The sequence below is a fragment of the Massilia sp. DJPM01 genome (assembly GCF_030348125.1).
GTDB classification, from domain to species: Bacteria; Pseudomonadota; Gammaproteobacteria; order Burkholderiales; family Burkholderiaceae_D; genus Telluria_A; species Telluria_A frigida.
Map to the genome: position 1 here is coordinate 86,072 of NZ_JAQOZV010000023.1, position 13,509 is coordinate 99,580.

The 13,509-nt window shown below is 62.5% G+C and carries 11 protein-coding genes and 1 other RNA gene; 4 read left to right on the top strand and 8 right to left on the bottom strand.

Annotated features, from left to right (window positions below):
• Positions 1 to 349: 349 nt before the first annotated feature.
• The 7 genes from aroA to gyrA all read right to left on the bottom strand — a co-directional run bounded on the left by aroA (position 350) and on the right by gyrA (position 9,266).
• Positions 350 to 1,684: a 3-phosphoshikimate 1-carboxyvinyltransferase gene (aroA, locus tag PO883_RS16540; RefSeq protein ID WP_289310745.1), complete on the bottom strand. Its 1,335-nt coding sequence runs from the start codon at positions 1,682 to 1,684 to the stop codon at positions 350 to 352.
• A gap of 25 nt (positions 1,685 to 1,709) precedes the next feature.
• Complete coding sequence (locus PO883_RS16545; protein ID WP_289310746.1) at positions 1,710 to 2,615, bottom strand: prephenate dehydrogenase/arogenate dehydrogenase family protein; 906 nt, start codon at positions 2,613 to 2,615, stop codon at positions 1,710 to 1,712.
• 1 nt (position 2,616) lies between these two features.
• Entirely contained in the window at positions 2,617 to 3,723 is a 1,107-nt protein-coding gene (gene hisC / locus PO883_RS16550) for a histidinol-phosphate transaminase (RefSeq protein ID WP_289310747.1), read from the bottom strand.
• A 34-nt stretch (positions 3,724 to 3,757) separates the two neighbouring features.
• A complete protein-coding gene (gene pheA / locus PO883_RS16555) occupies positions 3,758 to 4,828 on the bottom strand; it encodes a prephenate dehydratase (RefSeq protein ID WP_289310748.1) in 1,071 nt (356 codons plus the stop codon).
• Positions 4,829 to 4,883: 55 nt separating this feature from the next.
• Positions 4,884 to 5,975, bottom strand: coding sequence for a 3-phosphoserine/phosphohydroxythreonine transaminase (serC, locus tag PO883_RS16560; protein ID WP_289310749.1), 1,092 nt, complete (start codon positions 5,973 to 5,975; stop codon positions 4,884 to 4,886).
• A gap of 23 nt (positions 5,976 to 5,998) precedes the next feature.
• Positions 5,999 to 6,541: a DUF2059 domain-containing protein gene (locus tag PO883_RS16565; protein ID WP_289310750.1), complete on the bottom strand. Its 543-nt coding sequence runs from the start codon at positions 6,539 to 6,541 to the stop codon at positions 5,999 to 6,001.
• Positions 6,542 to 6,647: 106 nt separating this feature from the next.
• Positions 6,648 to 9,266: a DNA gyrase subunit A gene (gene gyrA / locus PO883_RS16570; RefSeq protein ID WP_167085284.1), complete on the bottom strand. Its 2,619-nt coding sequence runs from the start codon at positions 9,264 to 9,266 to the stop codon at positions 6,648 to 6,650.
• Between the two features lie 475 nt (positions 9,267 to 9,741).
• Here gyrA and ompA point away from each other — a divergent pair, with 475 nt between their 5' ends.
• The 3 genes from ompA to PO883_RS16585 all read left to right on the top strand — a co-directional run bounded on the left by ompA (position 9,742) and on the right by PO883_RS16585 (position 12,182).
• Entirely contained in the window at positions 9,742 to 10,452 is a 711-nt protein-coding gene (ompA, locus tag PO883_RS16575) for an outer membrane protein OmpA (protein ID WP_289310751.1), read from the top strand.
• A gap of 304 nt (positions 10,453 to 10,756) precedes the next feature.
• Positions 10,757 to 11,452, top strand: coding sequence for a bifunctional 2-polyprenyl-6-hydroxyphenol methylase/3-demethylubiquinol 3-O-methyltransferase UbiG (ubiG, locus tag PO883_RS16580; RefSeq protein ID WP_289310752.1), 696 nt, complete (start codon positions 10,757 to 10,759; stop codon positions 11,450 to 11,452).
• 31 nt (positions 11,453 to 11,483) lie between these two features.
• Entirely contained in the window at positions 11,484 to 12,182 is a 699-nt protein-coding gene (locus PO883_RS16585) for an HAD family hydrolase (RefSeq protein ID WP_289310753.1), read from the top strand.
• 159 nt (positions 12,183 to 12,341) lie between these two features.
• On the opposite strand, the gene PO883_RS16590 is transcribed toward PO883_RS16585, so the two are convergent.
• Positions 12,342 to 12,686: an energy transducer TonB gene (locus PO883_RS16590; RefSeq protein ID WP_126077019.1), complete on the bottom strand. Its 345-nt coding sequence runs from the start codon at positions 12,684 to 12,686 to the stop codon at positions 12,342 to 12,344.
• Positions 12,687 to 12,911: 225 nt separating this feature from the next.
• Here PO883_RS16590 and ssrA point away from each other — a divergent pair.
• Positions 12,912 to 13,271: a transfer-messenger RNA gene (gene ssrA / locus PO883_RS16595) on the top strand.
• Positions 13,272 to 13,509 lie beyond the last annotated feature (238 nt).

Here is a 13,509-nt window from a genome sequence, read left to right on the forward strand (position 1 = left end):
AAAACGGCAATCTGGCAAAAACCCTACAACCGGGACCAAAACCCTAGAACCGGGGTCTGACCTCTGATTAGAAACATTGAACCCTAGAACCGGGGTCTGACCTCTGATTAGAAATTAGTTGCAAAACCATGGACAGATACCGGCTCGCCAGCGCGTGTTTTGCAACGACGCCCGACCGTGCTTGGGCGTCTGCGTGCGCGGACGAGACGGATCTTAGTTTAGCGGCAACAGCTTCTATCGCTGTGACGCAATTAATTTCTAATCAGAGGTCAGACCCCGGTTGTAGGAGGTCTGCGCCTGGTTATAGGAGTAACCAGGGTCTGGCCCCAGCTTTTGCAACGATGTCGGCTTAAATCAGGTTCTCGTGGGCGATGCCGGCGAAGGCGTCGAAGTAATCGGGGAAGGTCTTGGCGACGCATTTCGGATCGTTGATGCGCATCGTGTTGCCGCGCCGCGCTTTGCCGTCCAGGCTCGCCAGCGAGAAACACATCGCCATCCGGTGGTCGTCATAGGTGTCGATCGTCGCGGCGCTCAGCTCGCCAACCGGCGGCGTGACCGAGATGTAGTCCGGCCCCTCCTCCACTATCGCCCCCAGCTTGCGCAATTCGGTCGCCATCGCGGCCAGGCGGTCCGTCTCTTTCACCCGCCAGCTGGCGATGTTGCGCAAGGTGGTGGTGCCCTCAGCGTACAGCGCGGCCACGGCAATCGTCATGGCGGCGTCGGGAATGTGATTGAAGTCGGCGTCGATGGCTTTCAGCACGCCGTTCGAGCGCGCTTCGATCCAGTTGTCGCCGCGCGTGATCGTCGCCCCCATCTGTTCCAGCGCTTCGGCAAAGCGTACGTCGCCCTGAATGCTGTCGCGCCCTACGCCTTCAACCCGGATCGGACCGCCGCCGATCGCGCCGGCCGCCAAAAAATACGAGGCCGACGAGGCGTCGCCTTCGACGTGGATCGTGCCCGGACTGGCATAGCGCTGCCCCGGCTGCACCGTGAACGATTGCCAGCCATCCTGCTCCACCGTCACGCCGAAACGCCGCATCAGGTTCAGGGTAATTTCGATATACGGCTTGGAGATCAGTTCACCAACGACGTCGATCGTCACCGGCTGCTCGCGCGCCATCAGCGGCGCGGCCATCAGCAGCGCCGTCAGGAATTGGCTGGAGACGTTCCCGCGCACCGACAGGCGCTGCGCGTGGATATGCCCGCGCCGGATGCGCAGCGGTGGAAAACCTTCCACGCCGGTGTACTCGATCTGGGCGCCAATCGCGTTCAAGGCGTCGACCAGGTCGCCGATCGGGCGCTCGTGCATGCGGGTGACGCCATGCAGCGTGTAGTCGCCGCCAATGACCGCCAGCGCCGCCGTCAGCGGCCGGATCGCGGTGCCGGCATTGCCCATGAACAGATCGGCTTCGTGCACCGGCAAGGCGCCGCCACCGCCATGCACGATGTGCGTATGCTCGTCGACCTGCTCCCATGCCAGGCCCAGCGAGCGCAGTGCGCCCAGCATGACCAGGGTGTCGTCCGACGCCAGCAGGCCGACGATGGTGGTGGTGCCTTCGGCCAGCGCGGCCAGCAGCAAGGTGCGGTTGGAGATGCTCTTGGACCCCGGCAGCCGCACCACGCCCTCGACGTGCATGACGGGCTTGAGATCGATATGGTGCGGGTACTGCTTCTGCTGGGTCATGCTGGGGTTCCTTGAAAGGCTGGGTTTATTCCGGGCTGCTGTCCTGCGCCGGCGGCGCTTCGGCCGTTTCGATCGCTTCGATCCAGCGGCAGCGCGCGCGCTGGGCGTTGGCGTAGACCGCTTCGATGGCAGCGCCGTCGCCATTGGCGAGCATCGCGCGCAATCCTGTTAATTGTGCCAGATATGCGTCCAACTCGCCCAGCAGGGCCGACTGGTTGGCCAGGCTGATGTCGCGCCACATCTCCGGCGAGGAGCCGGCGATGCGCGTGAAGTCCCTGAAGCCACTGGCGGCGTACTGGAACAACAAGCCGGCATGCGGCTTGCGCGCGATGTCGTCGACCAGCGCGTAAGCCAGCAAATGCGGCAGGTGGCTGACCGAGGCGAACACGGTGTCGTGTTCCTGCGGCGTGAGGCGGTGGATGATGGCGCCGCACGCGCTCCAGGCGGCGGCCACGCGGTCGATATCGCCGGCCGCATTCTCGGGCAGCGGTGTGAGCACGGTCTTTTTGCCGTGGTACAGGTCGACGATGGCGGCGTCCGGGCCATTGGTTTCGCGCCCGGCGATGGGGTGCCCCGGCACGAACTGGCCCACACGCTCTTTCATCACGGCGCGCGCGGCGGCCACCACGTCGGACTTGGTGCTGCCGGCATCGGTGACGACGGTGCCCTGTTCAAGGTACGGCAGCAAGGACGCCAGGATCGCCGCGGTCTGGGCCACCGGCGCGGCGATCAGCACCAGGTCGGCGCCCGCCATCGCATCCTGCACCGAAGCTGCCACCTGGTCGATGATACCCAGTTCGAGCGCGCGCGCCATCGCTTGCGGCGAGCGGCCAACGCCCACCAGCGTGGTCACCACGCCGGCATGGCGCAGCGCGCGCGCGAACGAACCGCCGATCAGCCCTACGCCGAAGATGACGACTTTATTGAACACGTCAGGCCAGCGCTTTCTTGAGGGCGGCGATGAAGATCGCGTTTTCCGCCGGCAGGCCGATGGAGATACGCAGCCATTGCGGCAGGCCGTAGTTGCCGACCGGGCGTACGATCACGCCTTGCTTGAGCAGCGCGAGGTTGATGCGCGCGCCGGCGCCATCGTCGTCGCCGACCTTGACCAGCACGAAGTTACCGAACGACGGCACGTACTGCAGCCCCAGTTCGTCGAACGCTTCGACAAACTGGGCGTAGCCGGCGGCGTTGTTCTTGGCGCCCTGCTCCAGGAAGGGCTTGTCGTTGAGGGCGGCGATGGCCGCGGCCTGCGCCAGCGAGTTCACATTGAACGGCTGGCGGATGCGGTTCATCAGGTCGGTCAGTGCCGGCTGGGCGATGGCGAAACCGACGCGCAGGCCGGCCAGGCCATAGGCCTTGGAAAAGGTGCGCGACACCAGCAGATTAGGATACTTGCGCGCCCACTGGGCCGATTCGAACTGGTGCTCGGGTGCCAGGAATTCGTTGTAGGCTTCGTCCAGCACCACGACCACATTGGCCGGCATCTTGTTCAAAAACGCTTCGATCCGCGCGGCCGGGATGAAGGTGCCGGTCGGGTTGTTTGGGTTAGCGATGAAGACCAGGCGCGTGTCGGCATCAATCGCGGCGGCCATGGCGTCGAGATCGTGGCCATACTCACTGGCCGGCACCACGATGGCGCGCGCGCCCACGCCTTGCGTGGCCAGCGCGTACACCGCGAACGAATACTGCGAGTACACCACGGCCTGGCCTTTTTGCACGAAGGCGTGGGCGGCGATTTCGAGGATGTCGTTGCTGCCGTTGCCCAGGGTGATCCAGTCGGCCGGCACCTCGTAGCGCTTCGACAGCGCGGCTTTCAGGTCGAAGCCGTTGGCGTCCGGGTAGCGTCCCAGGTCGGCCAGCGCGGCGGCCATGGCTTGCTGGCTCGATGGGGGCACGCCGAACGGATTTTCGTTCGACGCCAGTTTGACGATGTTCGCTTCGTCGAGGCCGAACTCGCGCGCGACTTCGGCGATCGGTTTGCCCGCCTGGTAGGGAGCGATGGCACGGACGTATTCTGGACCGAATTGCTGGGACATGGTTTATCTCTGGGTAGTTGTTATAGGTTGCAAATCAAAGACTGAGCGGGTACGACCCGAGTACCTTGAAAAACGCGGCGTTATCGCGCAGTTCGTCGAGCGCCTTGGCCACCGCCGGGTCTTGCACGTGGCCTTCGATGTCGACATAGAAGTAGTATTCCCAGGTGCCGATGCGGGCCGGGCGCGACTCGAAACGCGTCATCGACACGCCGTTCACGGCCAGCGGCGCCAGCAGGTTGTAGACGGCGCCCGCCTTGTTCGGCACCGCCAGCACCAGCGAGGTCTGGTCGGCGCCCGAGGGATTGGTCTGCAAGTGGCCAATGACGGCAAAGCGGGTACGGTTGTGCGGGTCGTCCTGGATGTGGCCCTTGACCACGCCAAGGCGGTACTGTTCGCCCGCCATTTCGCTGGCAATCGCCGCCATCGTCGGATCCTTGCTGGCCATGACGGCCGCTTCGGCGTTCGATACCACCGCGCGCCGTTCGATGCCGGGGTAGTTCTGGTTCAGCCAGACCTGGCACTGGGCCAGCGCCTGCGAGTGGGCGCACACCACCGTCACGCCTTCCATGTTGCCGGTCTTGGTCATCAGGCTGTGGTGCACGGGGATCGAAATCTCGCCGCTGATGATGGTGGTGGTGCCGAGCATCAGGTCGAGCGTGCGGTTGACCGCCCCTTCGGACGAGTTTTCGACCGGGACCACGCCGAAATCGGCGGTGCCGGCTTCGGTGGCGCGGAACACTTCGTCGATCGAGATGCAGGGCAGCCCTTCGATGGCGCTGCCGAACTGCTGGAACGCGGCCTGCTCGGTGAAGGTGCCGGATGGCCCGAGGTAGGCCACGGTGACGCGCTTTTCGAGCGAGCGGCAGGCCGACATGATCTCGCGGAAGATGGTTTGCACTTCGGCGGCCTTGAGCGGGCCGGGATTGCGTTCGGCCACGCCGCGCAGCACTTGCGCTTCGCGTTCGGGACGAAATACCGGGGCGCTGGTTTCGGCCTTGACGTGGCCGACTTCCTGCGCGAGGCGCGCGCGGGCGCTGAGAAGGCTGAGAATCTGGGCGTCGATCGCATCGATCTGTTCGCGCAATGGTGTGAGTTTGTCTGTCATGGATGCGGCATGGTTTGCGGTGAATCGGGTGTTCGCTCGGGCACAAGGCCCGCTGTTAGGTACGGCCGGCGAACTCGTTCAGGTAATCGACCAGGGCTTGCACGCCCTCGATCGGCATCGCGTTGTAGATCGATGCGCGCATACCGCCCACGGACTTGTGGCCCTTGAGCTGCAGCAGGCCGCGCGCTTTTGCACCGGCCAGGAATTTGTCGTTCAGTGTTTCGTCGCGCAGGTAGAACGGTACGTTCATGCGCGAGCGGCAGTCTTTCGCCACGCGGTTCTGGTAAAAATCATCAAGATCGAGCGCACCGTACAGCAGCTCGGCCTTGGCGATGTTGCGCTGCTCCATGGCGGCCACGCCGCCCTGGCGCAGCAGGTGCGCGAACACGAGGCCGGCGATGTAGATGCCGTAGGTCGGCGGCGTGTTGTACATCGAGTCGTGCGCGGCGACGATGCTCCAGTCGAAGGCGGACGGGCAAATCGGCAGCGCGTGCCCAAGCAGGTCTTCGCGCACAATGACCAGCGTCAGGCCGGCCGGGCCGATGTTCTTTTGCGCGCCGCCGAAAATGACGCCGTATTTGCTCACGTCGATCACGCGCGAGAGGATGTGCGAGGACATGTCGGCCACGATCGGGGTGTCGTCGCCCAGTTCGGGCACGAAGTTGTATTCGACGCCGTCGATGGTTTCGTTGGTGCAGATGTGCAGGTAGGCCGCGCCGGGCGTGCGCTTCCACTCGCTTTGCGGCGGCACGCTGGTGAAGCGCCCTGCTTCGCCGCTGGCGGCGACGTTGACGTTGGCGTAGCGCGCCGCTTCCTTGACCGATTTGCCGGACCAGGAACCGGTGTGCACGAAGTCGATGGTGGCCGGTGCAGGCACGCGCCCGACCAGGTTCATCGGCACGATGGCGTTTTCGCCCAGGCCGCCGCCTTGCAGGAACAGGATCTTGTAGTTGGCCGGCACATTCAGCAGCAGACGCAGGTCGCGCACGGCCGCTTCGTAGATCGAGATGAACTCGGGGCCGCGGTGACTCATTTCCATCACCGACATGCCGCTACCGTGCCAGTCGAGCATGTCGGCGGCTGCCTGTTGCAGCACTTCCTTGGGCAGGACGGCGGGGCCGGCGGAGAAGTTGTAGATCTGGGTCACGGGCTTCCTTGCGTAAAAGTTGGCTATTTGGCGGCGGGGACGGCTTCTTGCATGATCTTGCCCATACGCGGGTTGATGACCCGCTGGCCGATCTGTATCGACTCGTTCATGATCTGCGGCATCACCGACAGCATCTTGGCTCCCACCGGGCTACGGTGGAAGGCGGCGATCTGCTCGATCTCGGCCACCGTGAAGCGGCTGGCGTACAGCGGCACCACTTCTTCAATCATCTCCTCGGCCAGGGCCGGATCTTCCAGCACGCGCTGGACGCGCGCGGCCACTTCCGGCACTTTTTTCTCGGCGGCGGCGATGGCGGTTTTCTTTTGCGCAGGGGTCAAGCGCGGATTGGCGTTGATGATGGCAGTGGCGTTACCGAGGATCATCTGCGGCATCGATCCGCGCATCTGGGCAAAGCTGTCCTTGATCAGCTTGCGGTAATTCATGGAATCGAGCAGCGAACGTACCGCTTTGTCGGCGGCAGGATCGATCGGCGCTTTCTCGGCAAATGCGGGCGCGGCAAGCAGTGCCAGCGCGGTGCACATGATGGCGGTCAGTTTTTTCATCATGGTTCTCCAAATGAAACCGTGGGTTGGCCTGGACGAGGGTCAAAAAAAAAGGCCGGTATCATTTTCGCACGAAGTGCAAAAACAAGACCGGCCCCGCGCCGTTTTTTTACTCCGGCGGGTTTTCGAGGTCGACGTCTTCGAGATCGGTTTCGACGATGCGCTGCAAGCCACTCAGCTTGGTGCCGTCTTCGACCGCGATCAGGGTTACGCCTTGCGTGGCGCGGCCCATCTCGCGAATTTCCGACACGCGGGTGCGAATCAGCACGCCGCCGGTGGTGATCAGCATGATCTCGTCGCTCGGCTCGACCAGGGTGGCGGCGACCACGCGGCCGTTACGTTCGCTGGTCTGGATCGCGATCATGCCCTTGGTTCCGCGCCCGTGGCGGGTGTACTCGGTGATCGGAGTACGCTTGCCGAAGCCGTTCTCGGTGGCCGTCAGGACCGACTGCTGCTCGTTTTCGGCAACCAGCAGGGCGATCACGTTCTGGCCCTCTTCCAGGTTCATGCCGCGCACGCCGCGCGCGGTACGGCCCATCGGACGCACATCGTTCTCGTCGAAGCGCACGGCCTTGCCGGAGTCGGAGAACAGCATCACATCGTGCTCGCCATCGGTCAGCGCGGCGCCGATCAGGAAGTCGCCGTCGTCCAGGTCGACCGCGATGATGCCGGCCTTGCGTGGATTGCTGAAGTCCTTCAGCGGCGTCTTTTTCACGGTACCCAGGCTGGTCGCCATGAACACGTAGTGGTCTTCCGGGAAGGTGCGGTTCACGCCCGACAGCGGCAGCACCACGGTGATCTTCTCGTTGTCCTGCAGCGGGAACATGTTGACGATCGGCTTGCCGCGCGAGTTGCGCGAGCCTTGCGGCACTTCCCATACCTTCAGCCAGTACATGCGGCCGCGGTTCGAGAAGCACAGGATGTAATCGTGCGTGTTGGCGATGAACAGCTGGTCGATCCAGTCTTCTTCCTTGGTCGCCATGGCTTGCTTGCCGCGCCCGCCGCGCTTCTGGGCGCGGTATTCGGAGATCGGCTGCGACTTCATGTAGCCGGTGTGCGACAGGGTCACGACCATGTCCTGCGGCGTGATCAGGTCTTCGGTTTCCAGGTCGGTGGCATTGTGCTCGATGGTCGAGCGGCGCACGTCCTTGTTGCCGACGCCGTACTCGTTCATCACCAGCGTCATTTCGTCGGTGATGATGACCGTCACGCGTTCCGGCTTGGCCAGGATGTCGAGCAGGTCGGCGATGTGCGCCATGATGTCTTTGTACTCGTTGACGATCTTGTCCTGCTCAAGGCCGGTCAGGCGCTGCAGGCGCATTTGCAGGATCTCTTGCGCCTGTTCGTCGGACAGCTTGTACAGGCCGTCCGGCTGCATGCCGTAGTGCTTCGGCAGGTGCTCGGGACGGAACGCTTCGATGCCGCCGACGGTAGTGCCTTCGGCGGTACGCAGCAGCATTTCGCGCACCAGGGACGAATCCCAGGCGCGTGCCATCAGTTCGGTCTTGGCGATCGGTGGCGATGGCGCGGCCTTGATGATGGCGATGAAGTCGTCGATATTGGCCAGGGCGACAGCCAGGCCTTCGAGCATGTGGCCGCGTTCGCGCGCCTTGCGCAGTTCGAACACGGTGCGGCGCGTGACCACTTCGCGGCGGTGCGACAGGAAGCACTGCAGCATCTGCTTGAGGTTGAGCAGTTTCGGCTGGCCGTTGACCAGCGCGACCATGTTCATGCCGAAGGTATCCTGCAACTGGGTCTGCTTGTACAGATTGTTGAGGACCACTTCCGGCACTTCGCCGCGTTTCAGCTCGATCACCACGCGCATGCCCGACTTGTCGGACTCGTCGCGGATGTCGGAAATGCCTTCGAGCTTCTTGTCGCGCACGTTCTCGGCGATGCGCTCCAACAGCGACTTTTTATTGACCTGGTACGGCAGCTCGTCGACGATGATGGCGATGCGGCCGCCATCCTTGCCGTACTCCTCGAAGTGGGTCTTGGCGCGCATGACCACGCGGCCACGGCCGGTGCGGTAGCCGTCGCGCACGCCCGAGACGCCGTAGATGATGCCGGCGGTCGGGAAGTCCGGCGCGGGAATGATCTCGATCAGCTCATCGATGGTGCAGTCGGGATTGCGCAGTACGTGCAGCGCGGCGTTGACCACTTCGGTCAGATTGTGCGGCGGGATGTTGGTGGCCATGCCGACCGCGATGCCGGACGAGCCGTTGATCAGCAGGTTGGGAATCCGGGTCGGCAGCACCGTCGGTTCTTTTTCCTTGCCATCGTAGTTGGGCTGGAAGTCGACCGTGTCCTTGTCGATATCGGCCAGGATTTCGCCGGCGATTTTATCCAGGCGGCACTCGGTGTAACGCATGGCGGCGGCGCTGTCGCCGTCGACCGAACCGAAGTTGCCCTGGCCATCGACCAGTGTGTAGCGCAAGGAGAAATCCTGGGCCATGCGCACCAGCGTGTCGTAGATCGACGCGTCGCCGTGCGGGTGGTACTTACCCATCGTTTCGCCGACCACGCGCGCGCACTTCACGTACGGGCGGTTGTACACGTTGTTCATTTCGTGCATGGCGAACAAGACGCGGCGGTGCACCGGCTTCAAGCCGTCGCGCACATCCGGCAAGGCGCGCCCGACGATCACGCTCATCGCGTAATCGAGGTAGCTCTTGCGCATCTCTTCTTCGAGGGAAATAGGGATTGTTTCTTTTGCGAATTGATCCATTGGCGGGACTGATCTCAGGCTGTGGTTATATTAGCTGTACGCAAATGCTGCAGGTTCGATGCTGCCAGAGCGACGCGTGCACGACGATGGTGCGCGCGTCCACTTAGCGACAGACAAGCGTGGGATTTTAGCATGCGCCGTATAGCAGCTGCGCAATTGATCGATGGCCAGCCATCAGAGTAGCGTGATCGAAATCATAAAAACGTTCATCATTTGTCAACCCGGCCATGTCGCGCGAGACACGATGTTGCGTGGATACAACATGATGTAGCACATTGCGGCGTGTTTGGTTTAACAGCCTTCGTGCTAATTAAGTGCATGTGGCAAAATGATCCAGAAGTTAATTGCCTGTTTCACAAGCCGTCACGGAACTGTCACGGGTAATGGCCGGGGCAAGCTGTTACTATCTTGTCCACGCTCGAAAAGTTGCGCAGCTATAAAGCTGCGGATATCACCCCCGAAAGGAAGAAAAACTATGAAAAAACTCGTCTCGCTCATGCTCGCGGCCTCCGCGATTGCAGGCAGCGCAATGGCTCAGCAATCGCCACCGTTCGCTCCTGTAACCACCGACATCATGGCACCGAAACCAAACAGCGCCTATGTCCAGGATGCCCGTGGCGTGATCGCGCGCGATCCTTTCGGCCTGTGCTGGCGCACTGGCTACTGGACCCCGGCCGATGCGGTCCCAGGTTGCGACCTGCCCCTGTGCGTTGAGCCAGCCAAACTGGAAAACGGCAAATGCGTCACGCCGCCAGCACCGGTAGCACCGCCGCCAACCCCGGGCGTGGTCACGCCGCCGCCGGCAGTCGTGGTAGCGCCGGCAGTGACGTCGGAAAAAGTGAGTTTCTCCGCCGACGCCCTGTTCGATTTCGACAAGGCTGTCCTGAAAGCGGAAGGCAAAGGCAAGCTGGACGACCTGAGCTCGAAACTGCAAGGCATCAACCTGGAAGTCATCATCGCCGTCGGTCACACCGACTCGGTCGGTACCGATGCGTACAACCAGAAGCTGTCGATCCGCCGCGCCGAAGCTGTCAAGGCTTACCTGCAAGCCAAAGGCATCGAAGCGAACCGCATCTACACCGAAGGCAAGGGCGAATCGCAGCCAGTAGCAGACAACAAGTCCGCTGAAGGCCGCGCCAAGAACCGCCGCGTCGAAGTCGAAGTGGTCGGCACCCGCGCCAAGTAAGCTGCGCCTCTGCCAGCTCACCCGCCCCGGCGCCTGCGCCGGGCGGGCCGGCATGGCGGCGATCGACGATCGCATCGTCACTTGAACACCCCTCGCGCAGGGGTGTTTTTTTTCGCCTGCGACAAGACCAGGCCAGCTTGACGCGCCGCGCCGCGGCTTGAAATATCGCCAACCCTGGCGCCCGGAATTTATACCGGCAATATCGACCTGCGCCGTTGCGAGCTCAGCGCTGCGGGATGGCCCCGGGCGGTTTTTTTATGCTTGCGTCCGTCGCATTCCCCGAATTCCCGCTATCATTCCGCGTATGAATGCCGACCCTCTCGAAATCCAGAAATTTAGCGAACTTGCCCACCGCTGGTGGGACCCGACGTCCGAGTTCAAGCCCCTGCACGAAATCAACCCGCTGCGCCTTGAATGGATCAACGCGCGTGCCGCGCTGGCGGGCAAGAAAGTGATCGATATCGGATGCGGCGGCGGCATCCTGACCGAATCGATGGCGCGCAAAGGCGCCGATGCGACCGGCATCGACCTGTCCGACAAGGCGCTCAAGGTGGCCGACCTGCACAGCCTGGAGTCGGGCGTGCAGGTGCGCTACGAGTTGATCGCCGCCGAAGACATGGCCGCGCGCGAAGCCGGCCAGTACGACCTCGTCACCTGCATGGAAATGCTCGAGCACGTGCCCGATCCGGGCGCCATCGTCAAGGCTGCAGCGACCCTGGTCAAGCCGGGCGGGCATGTCTTTTTCTCGACCATCAACCGCCATCCCAAAGCGTATCTGTACGCCGTGGTCGGCGCCGAATACCTGCTGCGCATGCTGCCCAAGGGCACCCACGACTACGGCAAATTCATCACGCCGGCCGAGCTGGCGCAATTCGCGCGTGAAGCGGGCTTGCAGGTGGACGGACTGAAGGGCATGACCTACAATCCGCTGACCAAGATCTACTCCCTCAACAACGACACCAGCGTCAATTACATGGTGGCCTGCAGCCGCCCCCTGTAAGGCGCCGTCCCGAACCGCCGAGCAAGCCGCCATGACCCGACCCCACTCAACGCCGGCCCCGCGGGCCATCCTGTTCGACCTCGACGGCACCCTGGCCGACACCGCGCCGGACCTGGCGGCGGCGGTCAACCGCCTGCGCGCCGACCGCGGCCTGGAGCCAACGCCCTATGCCCTGCTGCGCCCGACCGCTTCGGCCGGTGCGCGCGGCATGATCGGCGCCGCCTTCGGCCTGGCGCCGGGCGACGCCGGCTACGAAGCGCTGCGGGTGAGCTGGTTCGATTATTACCAGGCCGACATGGCGTCGCACAGCACCCTGTTCGGCGGCGTGCCGGAACTGCTCGATGGCATCGTCCAGGCTGGCATGGCCTGGGGCATCGTCACCAACAAACCGGCGCGCTTCACCGATCCGCTGGTTCCCCTGATCGGGCTGGCGCACGCCGGCTGCATCGTCTCGGGCGACAGCACCGCGCACGCCAAGCCGCATCCCTTGCCGCTGCTCGAAGGCGCGCGCCGGCTCGGCATGGCGCCGGAACAGTGCTGGTATGTGGGAGATGACTTGCGCGACATCGAAGCCGGGCGCGCGGCCGGCATGCTCACCGTGGCCTGCGGCTGGGGTTATTGCGGCGCGGTCGAACCGGCCCAATGGGGCGCCGACTACCTGCTCGACACCCCGCTCGACTTGCTGGAACTGCTACGCGCGAGCATGGCGCCGGGGGTGATGGTGGCCTGAAGCGCAGCCGGCCGGCACGCCTTGCGGGCCGGTGCTGGCGCGAGCGCTTAAAACAAAACGCCTGGCCCTGCTTCATCAGCATCGGCCAGGCGTTGTTGATTCTACGAGAGACGATGCACCCGGATCGGGCGCATGGTCCTGCGGTAATCGATCAACTGATCAGCTGAGGGTCCAGTTGTATTCCACTTTGGTCCAGGTGCTGTCAGGACGGCCGTCCTTGCTGCCCGGCTTGAATTTGCAGGCGCTGATGGCGCTCATCGCGGCTTTGTCCAGGCTCTTGAAGCCGCTGGTCTTGTCCAGTTTCGCTTCCAGAACCTTGCCTTCGGCCGATACCAGGAAAGCCATGCTGACCACGCCCTGCTCTTCATTCATCAACGATGCTTTCGGATAGTCGGCCTTGCAGCTTTTGGCGTCGAACACCGCTGGTACGTCAGCTGCGAATGCCACGTTGGCGCTGGCTGCTACGATCAGTGCTGCGCAAAGGCGGAAGGTCGTCTTGGTCATCATGATGCTGGTTCTCCTGGAGAGGGTGAGAGGGTTTGACTTGACTGCGGAGTCATCGTCACAGCCAAGAGAATAGCCCGAAAAGTTCCATGTGGCAACTAATTTGATGCTTTTCAGCAATTTGATTTCCTTTTGTGTTCATTTTTGGACAGTTCGGGGTGGTGCGGACACGGTACAGAGGCGGGTGTCATGCTGTCGCGCTTTCAGGTACAATAGGGGTTCTGTGGGGGCGACCTGGTTTCGACGTGGGTTGCAAAGCAGCGCAGGGCATACCGAGGGCGGGCTACCTCGTAAATACAACCTGAAAAACTTAACTGCAAACGATAACTCGTACGCACTCGCAGCTTAATTGCTGCTAGCTCTAGAACACCTCGTCCCTGGGGTGGGCCGTTAAAAGCTCTAGAGTCATTTACAGGGACTCGTCTTGAACTGGGTTACTTAGTTCCGGACTAAATAATAGGTAACTCGCTTGTACACAGCGTGCACGTCCGCGTTGTATTGGTTAAATTAAATGGCAGTGCTAAGTATGTAGAACTGTCTGTAGAGTGCTTGCGGACGCGGGTTCGATTCCCGCCGCCTCCACCACTAAACACTTTAGAATCAATGACTTAGAAATTTATGCTGGCATTGTTTTGGGGTTATTTGGGGCTGTTTAGGCACCCGAATGACAGCAAAATGACAGCCTGTGAAGTATGAAGAAGCCGCCCTCCAGCGGCTTTTTTTACGTCCCAGGCAATGCCCCGCCGTTGCGCAAAGGGAGAGTGCAGACGCCTGCACAGTGCACGCTCATGATGCAGTAGTACTTTCACGCTATGGAGACCTT

Coding starts and splice junctions, on each gene's coding strand:
- aroA (WP_289310745.1), bottom strand. CDS start 1,684: ATGACCCAGCAGAAGCAGTACCCGCACCATATCGATCTCAAGCCCGTC.
- hisC (WP_289310747.1), bottom strand. CDS start 3,723: ATGTCCCAGCAATTCGGTCCAGAATACGTCCGTGCCATCGCTCCCTAC.
- pheA (WP_289310748.1), bottom strand. CDS start 4,828: ATGACAGACAAACTCACACCATTGCGCGAACAGATCGATGCGATCGAC.
- PO883_RS16565 (WP_289310750.1), bottom strand. CDS start 6,541: ATGATGAAAAAACTGACCGCCATCATGTGCACCGCGCTGGCACTGCTT.
- gyrA (WP_167085284.1), bottom strand. CDS start 9,266: ATGGATCAATTCGCAAAAGAAACAATCCCTATTTCCCTCGAAGAAGAG.
- ompA (WP_289310751.1), top strand. CDS start 9,742: ATGAAAAAACTCGTCTCGCTCATGCTCGCGGCCTCCGCGATTGCAGGC.
- ubiG (WP_289310752.1), top strand. CDS start 10,757: ATGAATGCCGACCCTCTCGAAATCCAGAAATTTAGCGAACTTGCCCAC.
- PO883_RS16585 (WP_289310753.1), top strand. CDS start 11,484: ATGACCCGACCCCACTCAACGCCGGCCCCGCGGGCCATCCTGTTCGAC.
- PO883_RS16590 (WP_126077019.1), bottom strand. CDS start 12,686: ATGACCAAGACGACCTTCCGCCTTTGCGCAGCACTGATCGTAGCAGCC.